The organism is Nocardioides exalbidus, assembly GCF_900105585.1.
Classification (GTDB): Bacteria; Actinomycetota; Actinomycetes; order Propionibacteriales; family Nocardioidaceae; genus Nocardioides; species Nocardioides exalbidus.
In genome coordinates this window covers 385,185-405,869 of sequence record NZ_FNRT01000002.1, presented here as the reverse complement: position 1 = coordinate 405,869, position 20,685 = coordinate 385,185, and the positions used below count along the sequence as shown (strand labels likewise).

The following is a 20,685-nucleotide window of genomic DNA, read 5'->3' as shown; positions in this document are numbered from 1 at the left end:
TGGTCTGATGGGATCGTGCCCACGATCAGCACCGACGCCCCGCTGGCGGTCGCCGTCACGCGCGCGATCCACGTCGGCGACGTCGAGGGGCTGCGCCGGCTCCTCGCGGACGACCCCGACCTGGCCGCCGTACGCCTCGGCGACGACGACCCCGGCGGGATGAGTCGTCCGCTGCTGCACGTGGCCACCGACTGGCCCGGCCACTTCCCACGGGTCGCCGAGACGATCCGCGTCCTCGTCGAGGCCGGTGCCGACGTGCGGGCGCGGTTCCGCGGCCCCCACGAGGAGACCGCGCTCCACTGGGCCGCCAGCTCGGACGACGTCGAGGCCCTCCACGCGCTGCTCGACGCCGGCGCCGACATCGATGCGCAGGGCGCCGTGATCGCCGGTGGCACGCCGCTCATGGACGCGACGGCCTTCGGCCAGTGGGACGCGGCGCGTGCGCTGGTCGCCCGCGGCGCGAGGGCGAGGGCCTCCGACCTGGCGGCGCTCGGCATGACGGACGAGGTGCTGGCGGCCCTGTCCGGGGGCCAGCCGGGCGAGGTCGACCACGCCTTCTGGTCCGCCTGCCACGGCAACCAGGTCGCGACCGCGCAGGCGCTCGTCGAGCTCGGTGCGGACGTGGACTGGGTGCCGCCGTGGGAGAACGCGACGCCGCTCGACATCGCCGCGCGCGACGGTGCCCACGACGTGGTCCGCTGGCTCCACGGCCTCGGCGCGCGGTCGTACGACGACGTGGGGAGCTAGCGGGTCAGCAGCAGGCCGCGACTGCCTCCGTGCCCCTGACGCCCTCCAGGTCGGGCCGGGAGTCGGCGAGGACGACGTAGTTCTCCCACTGCTGCGTGTCGGGCCCGGTGACCCAGTGCTTGTCCTGGCGGGCGTAGCAGCACACGACGTCTCCCTCGACGTCGAGCGTGAGCCCCGCCGCCTCGAGCCTGTCGGCCTCGGCGTGGACCTCGTCGATCGATGACCGCTCGACCCCGAGGTGGTTGAGGGTGCCGGTGGCGTCCGGGTCCTCGATGAGGACGAGCTTCACGGGAGGGTCCGCGATCGCGAAGTTGGCGTAGCCGGGTCGCCGCTTGGCCGGCGGCGTGGCGAAGAGCGTGGAGTAGAACTCGACGGCCTCGTCGATGTCGTGGACGTTGAGCGCGAGCTGGATACGGGACACGGATGCCTCCTCAATGCATAGACGGATGTCGATGTGTCTTCGAGGTTGGCACCAGACATCGACATCTGTCAATATTCACGTATGTCGAAGTCTGTGCTCGAGCTGACGCCCGTCGAGGCGGTCGCGTGCTGCTCGCCCGTCACCCGGGAGCCGCTGTCGTCCGAGGCAGCCGAGCGCATCGCGCCGCTGCTCAAGGCCGTCGCCGATCCGGTCCGACTGCGCCTGCTCTCGCTCGTCGCCTCGCACGCGGACGGCGAGGCGTGCGTGTGCGACCTCAACGACGCCTTCGACCTCTCCCAGCCCACCGTCAGCCACCACCTCAAGCAGCTGCACGAGGCCGGTCTGCTCGACCGGGAGAAGCGAGGCGTCTGGGTCTACTACCGGGTCAACCCGACCGCGCTCGCCGACCTCGCCGCGCTGCTCGGCGGCGTCACGACGTGAGCCGCGACGTCCGACGTCGCGCCGTCGCGGAGGCCCTCGGCACGGCGTTCCTGGTATGCGGAGTGGTCGGCTCCGGCATCGCCGCCCAGCGCCTGTCGCCGAGCGACGTGGGCCTCCAGCTGCTGCAGAACAGCGTCGCGACCGGTGCCGTGCTGGTGGCCCTGATCCTCGCCCTCCAGCCGGTGTCGGCGTCGTTCAACCCGGTCGTGACGGTGGTCGAGGCCGCCCTCGGGCGCGTCGGTGCCTCCGTCGCCGTGGCGCTGGTCGCGGCCCAGGTGATGGGCGGACTCGTGGGTGCCGTCGTCGCGAACCTCATGTTCGACCTCGCGCCGGTCTCGGTCGCCTCGCAGGAGCGGGGTGGCGCCGGACAGCTGGTCGGCGAGGTGGTCGCGACACTCGGCCTGGTGGTCGTCGTCTTCGGTGCGCTCCGCTCGCCCCGGGCCGAGACGGTGGCGTTCGCGGTCGGTGGCTACATCACCGCGGCGTACTGGTTCACGAGCTCCACCAGCTTCGCCAACCCGGCCGTGACCCTCGCCCGGACCCTGTCCGACACCTTCGCCGGCATCGCCCCGGGATCGGTCGCCGGCTTCGTCCTCATGCAGGTCGTCGGGGGAGTGCTGGGGTTCCTCGCCGTCCGCGCGCTCCACCCACCTGCCCCGATCTCCCTCGACCAGGAGTCCTCATGACCCACCGCCCCACCGTCCTCTTCGTCTGCGTCCACAACGCCGGTCGCTCGCAGATGGCCGCGGGCTTCCTCCAGCACCTCGCCGGCGAGCGTGTCCAGGTCCTCTCCGCCGGGTCGCAGCCCGGCGCCGCGATCAACCCCGTCGCCGTCGCGGCGATGGCGGAGGTCGGGATCGACATCGCGGCCAACGAGCCGAAGCTCCTCACCGACTCGGCGGTGCAGGAGGCCGACGTCGTGATCACGATGGGGTGTGGTGACGAGTGTCCCTTCCACCCCGGCAAGCGCTACGAGGACTGGGTGCTCGACGATCCCGCCGGTCAGGACATCGACGCCGTGCGTCCCATCCGCGACGAGATCCGCTCCCGGGTGGAGGCGCTCGTCGCCGACCTGGCGTCCTGAGCGTCGGGCCAGCCGTCGGCCACGGGCGTAGCCTCCGGGGATGGGGATCAAGTACGTGGTGTGCCGAGTCGCCTACGCCGCGATGGACGTCGACTCCCCGGCGGCCGACCGCACGGTCAAGGACTTCCCCGCCGAGACCCATGCCCAGGCGGAGAAGGACGCCCGCAGGTGGGCCACGAGCCGCAACGACCAGCGGAGCGACGAGGACCGCCTCGAGTGGCCGTGGGTCCTCGAGCGCTGGGACGTGACGAGCCGGTCCTGGGAGTTCCTCGCCCAGCTCAACTGAGCCTCGCGCAGCCTCGTCGCCGGCACCGGGTGGCCCGGGACGTCGCCGGGGTCAGCCGTACGTCGGGTACTGGGGCCAGCCCTCAGGGCTGTCCTCCCAGTCCTGCTGGCGCCCGTAGACGGTGCGGTCCATGATGTGAGCGACCGGCAGGATCGCCTCCGTGCCGCGGGCGGTGGTCATGTAGGTGAGGTGGGGCGTGCCGTCCTTCAGCAGGTAGTAGGAGTAGCCCGGCTGCTGGCCCTCATTGCCCTCGTCGTCGGTCTGCGTCCACCCCCAGTCGTGGTGGTAGCTGGTGTCGTGGGACGACACCCAGGTGTGGTCCCAGCCGCGCTGCTCGCGCCAGGCCTCGAGCTTGTCGATCGGAGCCTGCGAGATCATCGCGAAGGCGATCCCCTCGTCGGCGAGCCGGTCCATGTTGGCCGGGAGGTTGTCGACGGCCCAGGTGCAGCTGGGGCAGCCGGCGACCCAGGACGGGTCGAACATGACGTTCTGGACCATGAGCAGGTAGCGACCGTCGAACAGGTCGGTGAGCCGCACGGGACCGTCGGGCCCGGTGAAGGTGTAGTCGACGACCTCCACCATCGGCAGGCGCCGTCGCGCTGCGGAGACCCGGTCGTCGTGGCGGGTGACCTCCTTCTCGCGGGCGACCTGCCCGGCCAGTGCCGCGTCGAAGGTGGAGCGGTCGGCCACCTGGGGCGTGGCGGCGGGCTGGTCGAGCTTGTCCATGAGGTCTCCTCCGTGGCGTGGGAGCGTGGACCTCGAGCCTCGCGCGGTGCAGTGCCGAGGGGAAGGCCTTTCGGCGGTGGGAGCGACCGTCAGGCGGTCGCCGGGAAGGCCACCCCGGTGTTCGCGTGGCAGCGGTAGCCGAAGGGGTTCTTGGCGAGGTACTGCTGGTGCGGGTCCTCCGCGTAGTAGTACGGCGTCTCGGAGGCCGGGCGGATCTCGGTGGTGATCTCGCCGAGGCCGCGGCGGGCGAGCTCGTCGCCGTACACCTTGGTCAGCTCGCGCGCGGTCTGCTCCTGCTCGGGCGTGGTCCAGTAGATGGCGGAGCGGTACTGGGTGCCGACGTCGTTGCCCTGGCGCATGCCCTGGGTCGGGTCGTGGATCTCGAAGAACTTCTTGACCAGGTCGGCGTAGGACACGACGGCGGGGTCGAAGACGACGCGGATCGCCTCGGTGTGGCCGGTGCGACCCGAGCACACCTCCTCGTAGGTCGGGTGCGGCGTGCTGCCACCGGCGTAGCCCACGGACGTGGACCACACGCCGGGCACCTGCCAGTAGATCTCCTCGGCGCCCCAGAAGCAGCCGAGGCCGAGGAGCGCGACCTCGTGGCCGGCAGGTACGTCGTCGCTCACGACCGGGGTGTGCAGCACGACGTGCTCGCCGAGGGTCCAGGGCTGCTCGTCGCGACCGCGGAGGGCCTCGTCGGCGGTGGGCAGGGTGGTGGGCTTGCCGAATCCGAACATGCCTCCATTGTCGCTCGCTCGCGCAAGGGGCCTACGTAGAACTACGTGGACTAGACGTCGTGCTGTCACCGATGTGCTCCCGGTCACACGAGAGGACCGTCTTCCGTGCGAGCCCACCTCGGGTTCGCGAGGGGAAAGGAACAGCACCATGTCTTCACGTCGACCGGCCCGCCAGATGATCGTGGCCGTCATGCTCGGAGTGCTCGTGGGCGGCGGCCTGATGGCCATCACGCCCGCTGGAGCCCAGGTCAACCAGGCGCTCGAGACCAACTGGAAGAAGATCTGGAAGAAGGAGCTCAAGCCGCTCGCCAACAAGAGCTACTACAAGAAGTCCGAGACGGATGCGAAGTACGCCAGCAAGGCCGAGGCGGCCGCGGCCGCCGCTGCCGCGCAGAACGCCGCGAACTCCGCCACCGACGGCAAGCTCGGCAGCTACTACAAGAAGACGGAGTCGGACGCGAAGTACGCCCCGGCCGGGTCGTCCTACACCAAGGCCGAGTCGGACGCGAAGTACGCACCTGCGCCCAAGCTGATCCGCGGGACGTTCCAGCTGGGAGGCCAGGCGGCCTCGTCCTCGGACAACTTCCGCACCGGCATCTCGTTCGGCACGACGTTCTCGGCGCCGCCGACGGTCCACTACATCAACGACGGCGCCGCCACGCCCGCCGGGTGCCTCGGCAACGCCGCGAACCCGGACGCCGAGCCTGGCAACCTCTGCGTGTTCGAGAACGGCTCCGGCAACCTCAGCACCCGCGGGATCTGCAGCGGCGTCGCGAACACCTGCGGGGCGGCGGACCGCTTCGGGGCCGGGATCTACGTGTACGCCGCGGCGGCCGGGAGCTCCTTCGCGCTCGGCACGTGGGCGGCTCGGCCCATCGCGACCGTCTCTCCCGCCCTCACGTCCCCGAACCCCGCGAAGGTCGGACCATCTGGCTGTGACGCGGCGAGTGGCTCCTGCTGAGCCACGGACTCTCAGAACGGCCGCCACGCCCCATCGTGGCGGCCGTTCTGCGCCTCCGGAGGCCGGGGTCTACGCTCGCCACGTGACCCAGACCAGTGCCGACCAGGGGCGTGCCAACAAGGCCGGGTTCGAGACGCGTGCGATCCACGCCGGCTACGAGCCCGACGCGATGACCGGGGCGGTCAACCCGCCCATCTACGCCAGCAGCACCTACAAGCAGGACGGCGTCGGGGGCCTGCGCGGCGGCTACGAGTACAGCCGCTCCGGCAACCCCACGCGCACCGCGCTCGAGGGCGCGCTCGCCGCGGTCGAGGACGGCGAGCGCGGCTTCGCCTTCGCCTCCGGCCTGGCCGCAGAGGACACGATCATCCGCGCGCTCACCGCACCCGGCGACCACGTGGTGATCCCCGACGACGCCTACGGCGGGACGTACCGCCTCTTCGACAAGGTCGCGAAGCTCTGGGGCACCGCCCACAGCCCCGCACCCGTCGCCGACGTCGACGCGGTGGCCGCGGCGGTCGAGCCCGGCCGCACCAAGCTGGTGTGGGTCGAGACGCCGACCAACCCGATGCTCACCATCGGCGACATCGAGGCGCTCGCCACCGTCGCCCACGACGCCGGCGCGCTGCTCGTCGTCGACAACACCTTCGCCTCGCCCTACCTCCAGCAGCCGCTCACGCTCGGCGCCGACGTGGTGGTGCACTCGACGACCAAGTACGTCGGAGGGCACAGCGACGTGGTCGGGGGAGCGGTGGTCGTGCGCGACCTCGACCTCGCCGACAGGATCGGCTTCCACCAGAACGCCATGGGTGCGGTCGCCGGGCCGTTCGACGCGTTCCTCACGCACCGCGGGCTCAAGACCCTCGGTGTCCGGATGGACCGCCACTGCGACAACGCCGAGCGGGTGGTCGCCTTCCTCGACGGCGACCCGCGCGTCACCGAGGTGATCTATCCCGGTCTCGCCTCGCACCCGGGCCACGAGGTCGCCGCGCGCCAGATGAAGCGCTTCGGCGGGATGATCTCCTTCCGCGTCGCCGGTGGCGTGGAGACCGCGCTCGCGGTCTGCGAGCGGGCCGAGGTCTTCACGCTCGGCGAGTCGCTCGGCGGCGTCGAGTCGCTCATCGAGCACCCCGGCCGGATGACGCACGCCAGCGTCGCCGGGACGGACCTCGAGGTCCCCGACGACCTGATCCGGCTCAGCGTCGGCATCGAGACCGCCGACGACCTCGTCGCCGACCTCGACCGTGCCCTGGGCTGAACGAGCCGTGCCTGACAGGCTCTGTCTGTCACCGGTGCGCGGGTGAGAGGCTGAGCCGTGACCGCGCCCCAGAACACCGACATCCGGTTCTCGCTCGCCAACGAGCGCACGTTCCTCGCCTACGAGCGGACGGCGATCGGGCTCGTCGCCGCGTCGCTCGCGGTGTTCCACCTGCTGGAGCCGTCGTGGCCGCAGAAGGTCCTCGGCCTGCTGCTCGTGCTGTCGGGCCTCATCGCCTCCGTCGGCGGCTGGCTGCGCTACCGGCAGGCGGAGAAGGCCATCCGTGAGGGCCACGACCTCCCCACCGGCAACACGGTCCACTTCATGGCCGTCGCCGTGCTGGTCGTGATCATCGCCGCCGGCATCTCGGTGGTCGTGTGAGCAGCTCCTGCGTGGTGTGCGTCGACTTCGGGTCGACCTTCACCAAGTCGGCGCTGGTCGACCTCGCGACGGGCGACCTGCTCGCCACGGCCAGCCACCCCACGACGCTCCCGGGCGCCGACGGCACGGGCGACGTGCTCGACGGGTACGACGCCTGCGTCGCCGCCCTGGCCGACCAGGACCCGCGGGCCGAGGACGCCGACGTGCTCGCCTGCTCGTCCGCGGGCGGCGGGCTCCGGATCGCTGTGGTCGGCAACGAGGAGCTCGTCACGGCCGAGGCCGGCCGCCGGGTCGCACTCTCCAGCGGCGGCAAGGTCGTGCTCGTGCTCTCCGGCGGTCTCGACGACGACAAGCTCGCCGAGCTGCGTGCGGCCGAGCCCGACGTGGTGCTGCTGGTCGGGGGCACCGACGGCGGCAACGCCGAGGTGCTGGAGGGTGACGCCGGCTTCCTGGCCCGCACGCCGTGGGCCGGGCCGGTCGTGGTCGCCGGCAACGTCGAGTCGCAGCCGCTCGTGGCCGAGCTGCTCAGCGGGTCCGGGACGCCCCACGTCCTCGCCGACAACGTCGTGCCCCGCATCGGGGTGCTCGCCCCCGACAGCGCCCGCCGCGCGATCCGCGAGATCTTCCTCAGCCACGTCATCGGCGGCAAGCACCTCAGCAGCCGCACCGACGCGCACGGACGCTCGTTCACCGACCTGGTCCGCGGCGCGACCCCGGACGTCGTGCTGACCGGCGTCGAGCTGCTCGCCCGCGGCCTCGACGACCTGCACCCCGGTGCCGGCGACGTGGTCGTCGTCGACGTCGGCGGCGCCACCACCGACGTGCACAGCGTCGTCGAGCTCGACCCCGAGGACAGCGGGCTCGCCCGTGAGGTCGTTGCCACCACGCCGGTCACCCGCACCGTCGAGGGCGACCTCGGGATGCGCTGGTCGGCGATCTCCACCGCAGAGGCCGCCGGTCGTGACGACCTGCACGCCGCCGCCGTACGACGCCGGGCGGACCCGGACTACCTGCCCGACTCCGACCCCGAGCGAGACGCGGACCTCGAGATCGCGGCGGCCGCGGTGCGGATCGCGCTGGAGCGCCACGCCGGGCGGAGCAAGGTCGTGGTGAGTCCGGAGGGCCGGGTGGTGGAGCGCAGCGGCAAGGACCTCCGCGAGGTCGACCTGCTCGTCGGCTCGGGCGGCGTGCTGCGCCACGGCGGCCCGGACGCCGTACGACGCGTGCTGCTGCCGGCGACCGGGGACGCCTTCGAGGGAGGGTGGCAGCTGCCGCGCGACCCGCGGGTCGTCGTCGACGTCGACTACGTCCTGGCCGCGGCGGGACTGCTCGCCGACGACCATGCCGTGACGGCACACCAACTGGTGTGCCGGCTGGGTCGGCGGGGTGGGTAACGTGGGCGGGTGAGCGACGAGCGCACTCCCGACCGGGAGCAGTCCACCCCGACCGACGAGGAGACGGGGCGGCGGCGGCTCTTCGACCTGATCGGCCGGAGCGAGGTCGACGACGAACGCCTCACCGAGCGCATCGTCGCGCAGTGGGCGCAGATGCGCGCCGAGCGCCGGATCGAGCAGCCGGTGACCTTCAGGACCGGCCCGTCCAACTTCAGCCGGGCCCAGGTGCCGTGGGGACTCGACCTCGCGGCCGCCTGGTCGTGGCGGCTGATCACGATCGCCGCAGCCGCCTACGGGGTGCTGTGGCTGCTGGCGTACTTCTCCGTCATCACGTTCCCGATCGCGATCGCCCTGCTGATCGCCGCGCTCTGCACCCCGGTCGTCGACGCGCTGCGTCGCACCGGGATGCCGCGCGGACCGGCGACGGGCATCGTGATGATCCTCGGCATCGCGGTCGTCGCGCTGCTCCTCACCTTCGTCAGCCAGCAGATCGCGCAGGGCGCCAACGACCTCGCCGACTCCGTCGTGAAGGGCCTCGGCCAGGTCCGCGACTGGCTGCGCAACGGCCCGCTGTCGATCTCCGACTCGCAGCTCGACGGCTACATCAAGCAGGTGCAGGGCGCGATCACCGAGAGCACCGGCACCGACGGCGTGGTCACCCGCGTCACGGAGGTCGGCACCGCGCTCGGCCACGTGGTCGCCGGCTTCTTCATCGTGCTGTTCTCCACCTACTTCTTCCTCGCCGACGGTGAGCGCATCTGGGCGTGGATGGTGCGGATCGCCCCCCGCGCCGCGCGCGAGCGGGTCGACGCCTCGGGCCGCGTGGCCTGGCGCTCGCTCACCCAGTTCGTCCGGGCCACGGTCATCGTCGCGCTGGCCGACGCCATCGGCATCATGATCGTCGCCGCGATCCTCGGCGTGCCGTTCGTCATCGCGATCGGCGTGCTGGTCTTCCTCGGTGCCTTCGTGCCGATGATCGGTGCCACCGTCGCCGGCTCCGTCGCGATCCTCGTCGCGCTCGTCGACCAGGGGCCGTTCACCGCGCTGCTGATGTTCGGCGGCGTGATCCTGGTCCAGCAGATCGAGGGCCACATCCTCCAGCCGTTCCTCATGGGTCGCTTCGTCTCCCTCCACCCGCTCGGCGTGATCGTGGCGATCGGTTGTGGCGTGCTCGTCGCCGGCGTCGCGGGCGCGCTCATTGCCGTACCCCTCGCGGCGGCCGGCAACGCCGTCGCACAACACCTCGCGAGCTACACCGCGATCGGGGAGGAGGACCACGACGAGGCCCTCGCCGAGGACATCGCGCCACCTCCGACGGAGGGCGACCTGATCCCGGCGGACGACAGCCCGCTGGCAGGTCCGCCGGCCCCGGAGGAGGACGAGAAGTGACGCAGGCGGTCACCCTGGCCGACATCGAGTCCGCACGCGACGTGCTCGGCGACCACATCGTCACGACCCCGATCGAGACGTCGCGGTGGCTCTCGGCACTCGTCGGCGGCCCGGTGTCGCTCAAGTGCGAGAACCTGCAGCGCACCGGCTCCTTCAAGTCGCGCGGCGCCTTCGTCCGGATCTCGCGACTCACGCCGGAGGAGCGCGCGCACGGCGTCGTCGCCGCCTCGGCCGGCAACCACGCGCAGGGGGTCGCCCTCGCCGCGACCACCCTCGGCATCACCTCCACGGTGTTCATGCCCGAGGGCGCGCCGATCCCCAAGGAGAAGGCGACCCGCGGCTACGGCGCAGACGTGGTCTTCCACGGCCGCTACCTCGAGGACTCGCTCGCCGCGGCCCGGGCCTTCAGCGAGGAGACCGGAGCCGTCCTGATCCACCCGTTCGACCACGTCGACGTCGTCGCGGGCCAGGGCACGCTCGGCCTCGAGGTGCTCGAGCAGTGCCCGGACGTGCGGACCGTGCTGGTGCCCACTGGTGGTGGCGGGCTGCTGGCCGGCGTGGCGATCGCCATCAAGGCGCTGCGCCCCGACGTCCGCGTCGTGGGGGTCCAGGCCGAGGCGGCCGCCGCCTTCCCCGGCTCGCTCGCGGCCGGCCGGCCAGTGCCGCTGGAGTCGATGAGCACGATGGCCGACGGCATCGCGGTCGGCCGGCCGGGCGACATCACCTTCGCTGCCGTACGCGACCACGTCGACGAGGTCGTGACCGTCTCCGAGGAGTCGCTGTCGGTCGCCCTCCTCGCGCTGGTCGAGCGGGCCAAGCAGGTCGTCGAGCCCGCCGGCGCCGCCGCGGTGGCCGCCCTGCTGGACGACCCGACCGGCTTCGAGACCCCGGCCGTCGCGGTGCTCTCGGGCGGCAACATCGACCCGCTGCTGCTCAGCAAGGTCATCCGCCACGGGCTCTCCGCCGCCGGGCGCTACCTCTACCTCCGGGTCCTGATCCCCGACCTCCCCGGCGGCCTGGCGGCCCTGCTGACCGACGTCAGCCAGACCGGCGCCAACGTGCTCGAGGTCGCCCACGAGCGGATCTCGCCGACCCTGACGCTCAACGAGGTCGAGGTCCGGATCCAGCTCGAGACCCGTGGCGAGCCCCACGCCGAGCAGGTCCTCGGCCGGCTCCGCGAGCGCGGCTACCGCGTCGACTGAGGCGGCGTAGTCCTGAGCTGTCTGATCGTCTCGTGGGGCGGTGAGTGAGCCACATTTTCGGTGCGCACCCGGTGGCTCACTCACCGCCCGCACGATGGACACGCCCGGAAATGCCGAGGAGCGGTGCGGCAGCCACATTTCCGGCGTACGGAATGTGGCTCACGCACCGCTCCAGGGAGCGGTCGAAGCGCTCAGGCCTTGTAGGGCTCCGCGTCGACGATCTCGACGGAGAACTCCTTGCCCGTGGGCGCGGTGTAGGTCACGGTGTCGCCCTTGGACTTGCCATTGATCGCGGCACCGAGCGCGGTCTGGGGGGAGTAGACGTCGAGGTCGTCGCCGTCCGAGAGGTTCTCCCGCGCGCCCAGCAGGAACTTCTCCGCCGCCCCGCCGCCGATCTTGGCGGTGACGACCATGCCGGGCTCGACGATGCCGTCGTTGGCCGGCGTCTCGCCGACCTCCGCACGCCGGAGCATGTCCTCCAGCTGCCGGACGCGGGCCTCCTGCTTGCCCTGGTCGTCCTTGGCGGCGTGGTAGCCGCTGTTCTCCTTGAGGTCGCCCTCGTCACGCGCGGCCGCGATCTTCTCGATGATCTCCTGGCGCTTGGGGCCCCGGAGGTCGTCGAGCTCGGCCTGCAGCTTGTCGTAGGCCTCCTGGGTCAGCCAGATGGTGCCCTGGTCGGTCATGTCAGTACTCCTGCTTCACGTGCGCCTGCGCTGGGGATGTGCCTCAGCGCAACCGCATCCGGTCGGTGGATCTCTTCCGTCCGATCAGGGTCAGCGCGGCGCAGACGTGGGCCAGCGCTGCCGGACGGGCAGACGAACAGGCTAGCAAGCAGAGCGGAAAAGTGCAGGTCGTCGGCTCGACGCGGGGGTGGTACGACGCTCAGCGGGGGCGCGGCTGGTCGGGCGTGGTGCAGCCGAGCTTCTCCACCGCGGTGGCCTCGCGCTCGGTGCGGATGACCACGTCGTTGTTGCCGTTGACCGGGGTGAAGGCGATCTCGCCGACAGCCGTCTTGTCCGCGGCCAGCGCCCGCAGCCGGCAGGTGGCCTGCACGTCCTCGCCGAGGCGTACGTCGACTCGTGCGGTGGTCTCGCTGCTGCTGACGACCTCGAACGTCACGAGCTCCGAGCGCACCTCGGGGGAGCCGTGGAAGAACGCCGCCCACGCGAGCCACACCAGGCCCACGGCGGCGAGAGCCACGGTGATCCCGATGGCGACGCGACGACGCCACGGCGCGGGGGCGCCGTAGCGCTCGGCAAGGCGCTGTTCGGAGCCTGTCGACGGGGCGGAGGTCACCGGGGAAGCCTAAGTCGCACGTCCTAGGATCGTGCACATGCCCCAGCCCCACGTCGACGACCGGTCCAGCGCCGGCCTCCGGCTCATGCACGTCCACGCCCACCCCGACGACGAGTCGAGCAAGGGCGCGGCCTCGACCGCGCGCTACGTCGCCGAGGGGATCGACGTCCACGTCGTGACCTGCACGGGCGGCGAGCGCGGCTCGGTCCTCAACGCCAAGATGGACCGCCCGGAGGTCTGGGACAACATCACCGAGATCCGGCGCCAGGAGATGGAGCGGGCGCGCGACATCCTCGGCATCCGCCAGGACTGGCTCGGCTTCGTCGACTCCGGCTGGCCCGAGGGCGACCCGAAGCCCCCGCTCCCGGAGGGCTGCTTCGCGCTCGTCCCGCTGGAGGAGTCGACCGAGCGCCTCGTGCGGCTGATCCGCGCGTTCCGCCCGCACGTGCTGACGACCTACGACGAGCGTGGCGGCTACCCCCACCCCGACCACATCCGCTGCCACGAGGTGTCCGTCTCCGCTTACCACGCGTCTGGCGACCCCGGGCAGTTCCCCGACGCGGGGGAGCCGTGGCAGCCGATGAAGCTCTACTACCACCACGGCTGGAGCTGGGCGAAGACCAACGCCCTCCACCAGGCGATGCTCGACCACGGGCTCGAGTCGCCCTACGCCGAGCGCCTCGAGAAGTGGGAGCGCGAGCCCGACTGGGACGAGCGCATCACCACGAAGGTGCCGTGCGGCGACTTCTTCGGCGTCCGCGACCAGGCCCTGCTGGCGCACGCGACGCAGATCGATCCCGACGGCATGTGGTTCGCCATCCCGCGCGAGATCCAGCAGAGCGTGTGGCCGACCGAGGACTACGAGCTGGTCGAGTCGACCGTGCAGAGCACGCTGCCGGAGGACGACCTGTTCGCCGGCATCCCGACGCCCGCACCCTGACCGCCCACGACGAGCCACGAGGTGGGAGACTGACCCCATGCTCCACCAGCTGATCGTCCTCGCCGCCGACGACCCGACCCCCAGCGACAACGACGTCGTCGCCGGTCCGCTCGGCTTCGCGATCTGGATCTTCATGATCCTCGCGGTCGTCGTGCTCGCCTTCAGCCTCGTCAAGCAGCTGCGCAAGGCGCAGGCCGCCAAGGACGCCGGGCTCTACGGCGACCAGCCGGTCGACCGCTCGGCCGACGACGGCACGAAGGCCGACACCCAGGGCTGAGCCCGGAGTCGACCCGGACCCGACTGGTCCGTCACCGGGCCTGTCACGAGGCCCGTCACGAGGTGCGTGCGCTCCCGGGCAGCCACCAGTTCCAGCGACCCAGCAGGGTCATCGCCGCAGGCAGCAGCAGCCCGCGCACGATCGTCACGTCGAGCAGGACGGCCACGGCCATCCCGACGCCGATCTCCTTCACCGCGACCAGCTCGCCGGCCACGAAGCCGAGGAACACGATCCCGATCGCGACCGCCGCCAGCGTCACGACCGGACCGGACGCGACGATCCCGTCGAGCACGGCGTCGTCGTTGCGCTCCCGCTCGGAGGCCGTACGACGTCGCGGGGCGTCCCACGCCTCGCGGATCCGCGCGACCAGGAACACGTGGTAGTCCATGGATAGCCCGAACGCGAACATGAAGAGCAGCAGGGGCGTGGTGATGTCGAGCGCGCCCCACGGGTCGAAGCCGAGCAGGGACGACCCCCAGCCCCACTGGAAGATCGCGACGACGACGCCGAGCGTGGCGCACAACGACAGCAGGTTGAGCAGCACCGCCTTGGCGGGGACCGCGACCGAGCGGCTGAGCCGCCCGACCAGCAGCGCGGTCGCCACCACGACGAGCAGCACGGCCCACGGCACCCGCTCGGCCAGGGCAGCGCGCGTGTCCACCAGCTCCGCAGCGGGCCCGCCGACCCGCACCGCCACGCCGAGGTCGGCCTGGCGCAGCTCGCCGACCAGCGCCTGCGCGTCGGGGCCGTCGCTGGTGCCCGTGGGCTCGACCATCACCCGGCTGCTGCCATCGGGCATCGGGTCGAGGAGCAGCACGTCGTCGACGTGCTCCATGGCCCCGATCCCCGCGAGCAGGGTCGCGACCTCGGGGGAGTCGGGAGCCTCGGCGGCGAGCACCGTCAGCGGCGTCGTGCGGAGGTCGGGGTGGGCCGCGTCGACCACCTCCTGCGCCTGCCGCGGCTCGCTGTCGCGCGGCAGGGACCGCGCGTCGGAGTTGCGCAGGTCGAGGGCCAGCAGGGGTGAGGCCAGGAGCAGGAGCAGGGCCGTGCAGCCGAGCAGCACCGGCCACGGTCGCCGCTGTGCCGTCCGCGCCAGGCGGGGCAGCAGCGCGCCCGGGCTCGGGGTGCCGCCGAGCAGCCGCCCGCCGGCCGGTGGCGGCGGGATGCGCCGGTGGGCGACGGCGAGGAGGGGTGGGGTGAGGGTCAGCCCCGCGGCGGTGGAGACGCCGACGGCCACCAGCCCGCCGACGGCCATCGGGGACAGGACCGGGTCGCCGAGGAGCAGCAGGCCGGTCAGCGCGGTGCCGACTGTCAGCCCGGAGACGAGGACGGCGCGCCCGGCCGTCGCGAGCGTGGTGGCGAGCGCGTCGGCGACCGCTCCCTGCTCGTCCGTACGACGACCCTGCCGCGCGCGCTCCTCCCGGAACCTGGCCAGCACCAGCAGCGCGTAGTCGACGGCGAGCCCGAGGCCGAGGAGGGTCACCACGTTCACGGCGTAGTCGCTCACGGGAGTCAGCCGGGCGAGCGACGCCAGCACGAGGAGCGCCCCCGCCACGGAGGCGAGCGCCGTGACGACGGGCAGGACGCCGGCGGCGATGCCCCCGAGGGCGAGCACGAGCACGACGAGCAGGACGACCACGGCGACGCCCTCGCCCCGGGCCGCGTCGGAGATCGCCTGCTCGGCGAACGCCTCCTCCGCGAGCAGCGGTCCGCCCACGAGCACGCCGGGCATCTCGATGGTCCGCAGGTCCTCGGAGACGTCCGCGGCGAGCGCCAGCGCCTCGTCGTGGTCGAGTCCCGGGTCGAGCTCGACGGTGACGACCGTGCCCGACCCGGTCGGCGCCACCAGGTCCCGGGCGCCGGTGGTCCACGGGTCCCGCACCTCGTGGACGCCGGTGAGCTCCCGCACCCCGTGCAGGACGCGGCTCGCCTGGTCGACGAGCTCGACCGCCATCACGTCGCGGCCGCTGAGCACCGCGACCACCCGCTCACCCTCGGGGTCGGCGGTCTCGAGGCTCCGCTCGACCAGCGCGGACTCGGCGTCCGGACGCACCGGTTCGGGAGTCGTGGCGAGGTCGAAGACGCCACCGCCGAGCACGCCACCGAGGACCACGACACCCGCCCACGTCGCGAGCACCCCTCTCCGCCACCGGTGCAGCCGGCGTCCCAGACCCTCGAGCACGTGGTGACTGTAGTGACGCCTCGTCCTTTTGGCGATGACCAGACAAAAGTTGTTCACAAACCGACTGATTGGCCCTACGGTGATCGACGTCACATCCGTCCCGGCGTGCGTCCGGGGTCCCAGGAGGTCGTCCCGGTGTCGAAGTCCCCCCAGCCTGCTCGCGGGCGGATCCGCGCCATCGCGGCCGCCGTGTCCGGAGTCCTCGTGGCCGGAGTCGGCGTCGCGGCGATCGCCGTGCCCCCCGGTGACGAGCCGGGGGTGACCATGCGCGCCTTCCAGCTCGGGCAGTCGATCTCCTCGCTCTGCACGATCAAGGCCGCGCAGACGCCCAACGTCGACCAGCTCAAGCCGACCGTCGACTGGAGCAGCCCGGCCGACTTCGGCGGCCTGCAGGACAACTTCCTGGTCCACGTGCTGGCCAACCTCACGATCGACACGGCCGGCACCTACATGTTCCGGCTGATCAGCGACGACGGCTCCGAGCTCCTCATCGACGACGAGCTCGTCGTCGACCACGACGGACTCCACGGTGACACCGCGATGGACGGGTCCGTCACGCTGGCGTCCGGGGTGCACTCGCTGCGGATCAACTACTTCGAGGCGACCAACGGCGAGCGCCTCACCCTGCAGTGGCGCAAGCCGGGCGAGACGGCGTTCACGCTCGTCCCGAGCTCCGTGCTCAGCACCGAGGCCGACGTCACCCGCGTCACGGCGCCCGGCTTCAAGCAGTGCGAGGGCCAGGACGAGTCGGCCGGCGACGGCCTGCAGCTCGACTCGGTCAACCCGGCCTACACGCTCACCGACCTGCGGCCGCAGGGCTTCGAGCCGCAGGTCACCGGCCTCGGGTGGGACGGCGACGACCTGCTGGTGCTGACCTGGGGCGGCAACGGCAACGACCAGGGCAACGTCTCGCTCGGCGAGCTGCACCGGCTCTCCGGCGTCCGCGACGCCGCCTCCCCGGCCGACGTCACGCGGGTCCGCGTCGCGGAGGGGCTGAAGGAGCCGCAGGGCATCACGGTCGTCGACGGTGACGTCTACGTCTCCGAGAAGACCGGCCTGGTGCGGCTCGTCGACGCCGACGCCGACGGCGTCTTCGAGGGCAAGGACGTCATCGCGACCTACCCGTTCGACGGCAACTTCCACGAGTTCGGCTTCGGCATGCTCTACGCCGACGGCAAGTTCCACCTCAACCTGTCGGTCTCCATCAACCTCGGCGGTGCCACCACCGTGCCGCAGGGCTCGCACCACCGCGGCACCCACATCACCGTCGACAAGGAGACCGGCGCGATCGACTACGTCGCCGGCGGTCTCCGCACACCGCACGGGATGGGCTGGGGCCCCGAGGGCGAGATCTTCGTGACCGACAACCAGGGTGGCTGGCTGCCGGCCAACAAGCTGATCCAGATCAAGCCCGGGGAGTTCTACAACCACTTCACGACCGGCCCCGACGGCACCCCCGGCGAGTTTGACGACCAGCCCGTCACCCAGCCGGTCCTGTGGATGCCGCAGAACGAGATCGCCAACTCGCCGAGCACGCCGATCATGGTCGAGGGCGGGCCGTACGCCGGCCAGATGTTCATCGGCGACGTCACCTACGGCGGCCTGCAGCGGGCCGACCTCGAGAAGGTCGGTGGCAGCTACCAGGGAGCGCTCTTCCGCTCCAGCCAGGGCCTCGAGGCCGGTGTCAGCCGCGTCCTCGCCGGTGAGGACGGCCAGCTGATCGTCGGCGGGCTCGGCGCCGGCGGCAACTGGGGCCAGACCGGCAAGCTCCGGTACGGCCTGCAGAAGCTCGACCTCAACGGCACCGTGCCCTTCGACATGCTGTCGATGGACGTCGTCGAGGGCGGCTTCGAGATCGAGTACACCAAGCCGCTGTCGGCCGAGACCCTCGCCGGACTCGCCGACGCCTACCAGCTGAAGCAGTGGCGCTACCGCCCGACCGCGCAGTACGGCGGCCCCAAGCTCAACGAGGAGACCCTCGAGGTCACCAGCTCGACCGCCTCGCCCGACGGGAGGACGGTGCGGCTGGCCGTGGCCGGGATGAAGCCCGGCCGCGTCGTGCACCTGCGCTCGCCCCGTCCGTTCTCCGCGGCGTCCGGTGAGACGCTGTGGAGCACCGAGGCCTGGTACACCCTCAACACCTACCCGGGCTACGTCGAGCCAGAGCCCGAGCCGGCGCCGTTCGGCCTCTACGAGCTCGAGGACGGCGAGCTGCTCGGGGGCGCGAGCATCCAGACCGAGCACGAGGGCTACAGCGGCAGCGGCTTCGTCGCCGGGATGGGCGACGTCGGCTCCGGCACCGAGGTGCAGGTCGTGGTCGACGAGGCCGGGACCTACGACGTCACGATCGGCTACGCCAACGGCCCGAACCCGAGCCCCGACCCCGTCACCAAGACGCTCAGCATGTTCGTCAACGGCGAGCGCACGCAGATCGGGCTGCCGCCGACCGGCAGCTGGAAGACGTGGGGCACCCACACCGTCCAGGTCGACCTCCCGGCCGGCCCGAGCACGCTGCGCCTGGAGAAGGTCCAGGGCGACGACGGGCACGTGAACCTCGACTACGCCCAGGTCCTCCCCCCGACCTCGACGCGCTACGAGGCCGAGGCGGCGGCCAGGTCCGGCGGCGCCGCCGTGCAGACCGAGCACGCCGGGTTCAGCGGCAGCGGCTACGTCGGCGGGATGGAGAGCGCCGGCGCGAAGGTCACCTTCACCGTCGACGCCGCCGAGGCCGGCGAGCACGCCCTGACCCTCGGGTACGCCAACGGGCCGCACCCCTCGCCCAACCTGGTCAAGACCCTCGACGTGTCGGTCAACGGTGGCGCTCCGGAGCAGCTCTCGCTCCCCAACACCGGCGCGTGGAACCAGTGGAGCACCGTGGTCGACTCGGTCGAGCTCGCGCAGGGCAGCAACACGATCTCGTACGCCGTCCCGGCCGCCAACGGGCCCACCGACGGCCGGGTCAACCTCGACTACCTCGACGTCGGCGCCGCCGGCGTCACCTGCGACCCCGACCAGCCGGTCTCGCCGGACGACGAGTTCGACGGCGACCGCCTCGACACCTGCCGGTGGACCACCATCCTCAACCCCGCTCCGGGCGGCCTCGAGGTCCGCTACGGCACGCTGCGGATCTCTGCGCAGAGCGGCGACCTCTCCGGTGGTGCGGTGAGCGCCCGCAACATGGTGCTGCAGCCGGCGCCTGCGGACGGCGTCTGGGCGGCGACGACCGAGATGTCGCTGAGCGGCACGGACGACTACCTCCAGGGCGGACTGGTCGCGCACACCAGCAACGACAACTACGCCAAGCTCGTCGCCATGCGGACCCCGCAGGGCCAGTGGGTGCTCGAGCTCGGCCGTCGCATCGACGGTCAGATGGTCTACTCCAACAGCCCGCCGCTCGCCGGAGCCCCGAACCGCCTGCTGCTGCAGATGGCGTCCACCGGCACGGCGATCCAGGGTCGCTGGTCCGTCGACGGCGGTACGACGTGGCAGTCGATGGGTGCCGGCTACCCGGCCGACGGGCTCGTCGCTCCGCGCATCGGCGTGGCGGCCTACAACGGCACGGGCAGCGAGGTCGGTGTCTTCGAGCGCTTCACGGTCACCGAGCCGGTCATCGAGCCCGACACGTGCGAGGCGACCGAGGCCGACCCGGGCTACCGGATGCTCTTCGACGGCACCCAGGAGAGCCTGGCCGGCTGGAACCACGCCGGTCCCGGCTTCTTCACCCGCGAGGCCGACTGCACGCTGATGACCAACGGGGGCCTCGGCCTGCTGTGGCACTCGGAGCCGCTCGAGGACGACTACTCCCTGCAGCTGGACTGGAAGCTGGTCAAGGACGACAACGCCGGCGTCTTCGTCGGCTTCCCCGACCCGGGCGACGACCCGTGGGTGGGCGTCGACCAGGGCTACGAGATCCAGATCGACGCCACCGACCTGCCGGACCGCACCACCGGTGCGATCTACACCTTCCAGGGTGCGGACCAGGCGGCGCGCGACGCGGCGCTCCACCCCGTCGGTCAGTGGAACCACTACGAGATCCGGGTGGAGGGCAAGCGCATCCGCGTCTACCTCAACGACACCCTGGTCAACGACTTCACCAGCCCCGCCGCGGAGGCCGGACGCCTCACCTGGCCGTCCTACTTCGGCCTGCAGAACCACGGCAACGGGGAGAACGTCTACTTCCGCGACGTCCAGCTCATGGAGCTCGACGACCCCGAGGACGTGCCGGCGACGGTCACCGTGACCGCGCCGGCCGAGGTGGAGACCGGGAAGACCGCGACCGTCGAGGTCGAGGTCACCTCGCAGGCGCAGAGCACGCCCACCGGCGAGGTCACCCTCACCGTGGACGGCGAGGCACTCGCCCCGGTCGACCTCGAGGACGGCACGGCCACCTTCGAGGTCGGTCCGGTCGCGACGGAGGGGACGGTCTCCCTGGCGGCGGCGTACGCCGGTGACGTCGCGCACGAGCCCGGCCAGGGCAGCACGACGATGGCGGTGAAGGCCCCGGCAGGACCGACCACGGGACCGACGCCGACGACCGACCCGGGCCCGACGCCCCAGCAGCCCCAGCCGACCACCCCGGTCGGGCCCGTCGGACCGACCCCGTCGGTGGGCGTCGGGGGCGGCGGGAAGGTGGACGCGGTGCCCGACCGGCGCCGGGCCTCGGTGGTGCTGCAGTGCGGTGCGACCGACTGCGAGGGCCGGGCCGTGCTCCGCACGAAGGGCGGCAAGAAGCTGGGCGCCGGGGCGTTCGACCTCGACGCCCGCGAGAAGAGGAAGGTGGTCGTGAAGCTCAACGCGCGCGCCCGGGCCCTCCTCGACAGGCGCAAGGTCGTCGGAGCCGTGCTGGTCGTCCGCTTCGAGGACGGTCCCACCCAGCGGCTGAGGGTGCGGCTGAAGCGCTGAGTCCTGCGCGCGGGCGTCGGGCCAGGGTCAGGGCCCGGCGCCCGCGTGCACCAGTCGG

20 protein-coding genes are annotated in these 20,685 nt (G+C 72.0%); 14 read left to right on the top strand and 6 right to left on the bottom strand.

The window, feature by feature from the left end:
• The first annotated feature begins 15 nt into the window (after positions 1-15).
• Positions 16-747, top strand: coding sequence for an ankyrin repeat domain-containing protein (locus BLV76_RS02345; protein WP_090967687.1), 732 nt, complete (start codon positions 16-18; stop codon positions 745-747).
• A 4-nt stretch (positions 748-751) separates the two neighbouring features.
• Here the strand turns inward: BLV76_RS02345 and BLV76_RS02340 are convergent, their stop codons facing one another.
• The gene (locus BLV76_RS02340) at positions 752-1,168 is read right to left on the bottom strand and encodes an ArsI/CadI family heavy metal resistance metalloenzyme (RefSeq protein WP_090967686.1); all 417 of its coding nucleotides are present in this window, start codon (positions 1,166-1,168) and stop codon (positions 752-754) included.
• Positions 1,169-1,249: 81 nt separating this feature from the next.
• Here BLV76_RS02340 and BLV76_RS02335 point away from each other — a divergent pair, with 81 nt between their 5' ends.
• Genes BLV76_RS02335 through BLV76_RS02320 form a run of 4 tightly spaced genes read left to right on the top strand, consistent with a single transcriptional unit; the run spans position 1,250 to position 2,979 of the window.
• Positions 1,250-1,609: an ArsR/SmtB family transcription factor gene (locus BLV76_RS02335; RefSeq protein ID WP_090967685.1), complete on the top strand. Its 360-nt coding sequence runs from the start codon at positions 1,250-1,252 to the stop codon at positions 1,607-1,609.
• A complete protein-coding gene (locus BLV76_RS02330) occupies positions 1,606-2,295 on the top strand; it encodes an aquaporin (protein WP_090967684.1) in 690 nt (229 codons plus the stop codon). The genes BLV76_RS02335 and BLV76_RS02330 overlap by 4 nt, the downstream gene beginning before the upstream one ends.
• Entirely contained in the window at positions 2,292-2,693 is a 402-nt protein-coding gene (locus tag BLV76_RS02325; protein WP_090967683.1) for an arsenate reductase ArsC, read from the top strand. The genes BLV76_RS02330 and BLV76_RS02325 overlap by 4 nt, the downstream gene beginning before the upstream one ends.
• A 40-nt stretch (positions 2,694-2,733) precedes the next feature.
• Positions 2,734-2,979, top strand: a complete 246-nt coding sequence (locus tag BLV76_RS02320) for a hypothetical protein (protein ID WP_090967682.1) — start codon at positions 2,734-2,736, stop codon at positions 2,977-2,979.
• A 51-nt stretch (positions 2,980-3,030) separates the two neighbouring features.
• Here BLV76_RS02320 and BLV76_RS02315 read toward each other — a convergent pair whose 3' ends face one another.
• A complete protein-coding gene (locus BLV76_RS02315; protein ID WP_090967681.1) occupies positions 3,031-3,705 on the bottom strand; it encodes a DUF899 family protein in 675 nt (224 codons plus the stop codon).
• Between the two features lie 89 nt (positions 3,706-3,794).
• Positions 3,795-4,445 (bottom strand): peptide-methionine (S)-S-oxide reductase MsrA, encoded by a 651-nt coding sequence (gene msrA, locus BLV76_RS02310; RefSeq protein WP_090967680.1) that lies wholly within the window; start codon positions 4,443-4,445, stop codon positions 3,795-3,797.
• Positions 4,446-4,593: 148 nt separating this feature from the next.
• Between msrA and BLV76_RS02305 the strand changes: the two genes are divergently transcribed.
• The 6 genes from BLV76_RS02305 (at position 4,594) to ilvA (ending at position 11,030) form a co-directional block, all read left to right on the top strand.
• Positions 4,594-5,406 carry a hypothetical protein gene (locus tag BLV76_RS02305; RefSeq protein WP_139306443.1) on the top strand — a complete coding sequence of 271 codons (813 nt, stop codon included), beginning with the start codon at positions 4,594-4,596 and terminating at the stop codon, positions 5,404-5,406.
• Between the two features lie 82 nt (positions 5,407-5,488).
• Entirely contained in the window at positions 5,489-6,664 is a 1,176-nt protein-coding gene (locus BLV76_RS02300; RefSeq protein ID WP_090967678.1) for a cystathionine gamma-synthase, read from the top strand.
• A gap of 57 nt (positions 6,665-6,721) precedes the next feature.
• Positions 6,722-7,045, top strand: coding sequence for a YidH family protein (locus BLV76_RS02295; RefSeq protein WP_090967677.1), 324 nt, complete (start codon positions 6,722-6,724; stop codon positions 7,043-7,045).
• Positions 7,042-8,439, top strand: a complete 1,398-nt coding sequence (locus BLV76_RS02290; RefSeq protein WP_090967676.1) for a glutamate mutase L — start codon at positions 7,042-7,044, stop codon at positions 8,437-8,439. Before BLV76_RS02295 ends, BLV76_RS02290 begins: the two co-directional genes overlap by 4 nt.
• 9 nt (positions 8,440-8,448) lie before the next feature.
• Positions 8,449-9,828: an AI-2E family transporter gene (locus BLV76_RS02285; protein ID WP_245734509.1), complete on the top strand. Its 1,380-nt coding sequence runs from the start codon at positions 8,449-8,451 to the stop codon at positions 9,826-9,828.
• Complete coding sequence (gene ilvA, locus BLV76_RS02280) at positions 9,825-11,030, top strand: threonine ammonia-lyase (RefSeq protein WP_090967675.1); 1,206 nt, start codon at positions 9,825-9,827, stop codon at positions 11,028-11,030. The genes BLV76_RS02285 and ilvA overlap by 4 nt, the downstream gene beginning before the upstream one ends.
• A 191-nt stretch (positions 11,031-11,221) precedes the next feature.
• On the opposite strand, the gene greA is transcribed toward ilvA, so the two are convergent.
• Both greA and BLV76_RS02270 read right to left on the bottom strand, forming a co-directional pair.
• Positions 11,222-11,713 carry a transcription elongation factor GreA gene (gene greA, locus BLV76_RS02275; RefSeq protein WP_090967674.1) on the bottom strand — a complete coding sequence of 164 codons (492 nt, stop codon included), beginning with the start codon at positions 11,711-11,713 and terminating at the stop codon, positions 11,222-11,224.
• Between the two features lie 199 nt (positions 11,714-11,912).
• Positions 11,913-12,326: a DUF4307 domain-containing protein gene (locus tag BLV76_RS02270; protein WP_090967673.1), complete on the bottom strand. Its 414-nt coding sequence runs from the start codon at positions 12,324-12,326 to the stop codon at positions 11,913-11,915.
• 37 nt (positions 12,327-12,363) lie between these two features.
• Between BLV76_RS02270 and mca the strand changes: the two genes are divergently transcribed.
• Complete coding sequence (gene mca, locus BLV76_RS02265) at positions 12,364-13,266, top strand: mycothiol conjugate amidase Mca (protein ID WP_090967672.1); 903 nt, start codon at positions 12,364-12,366, stop codon at positions 13,264-13,266.
• Between the two features lie 37 nt (positions 13,267-13,303).
• Positions 13,304-13,543 (top strand): hypothetical protein, encoded by a 240-nt coding sequence (locus BLV76_RS02260; RefSeq protein WP_090967671.1) that lies wholly within the window; start codon positions 13,304-13,306, stop codon positions 13,541-13,543.
• 55 nt (positions 13,544-13,598) lie between these two features.
• On the opposite strand, the gene BLV76_RS02255 is transcribed toward BLV76_RS02260, so the two are convergent.
• Positions 13,599-15,725 (bottom strand): MMPL family transporter, encoded by a 2,127-nt coding sequence (locus BLV76_RS02255; protein WP_175539542.1) that lies wholly within the window; start codon positions 15,723-15,725, stop codon positions 13,599-13,601.
• Positions 15,726-15,860: 135 nt separating this feature from the next.
• Between BLV76_RS02255 and BLV76_RS02250 the strand changes: the two genes are divergently transcribed.
• Positions 15,861-20,627, top strand: coding sequence for a 3-keto-alpha-glucoside-1,2-lyase-like domain-containing protein (locus BLV76_RS02250; RefSeq protein WP_175539541.1), 4,767 nt, complete (start codon positions 15,861-15,863; stop codon positions 20,625-20,627).
• Positions 20,628-20,685 lie beyond the last annotated feature (58 nt).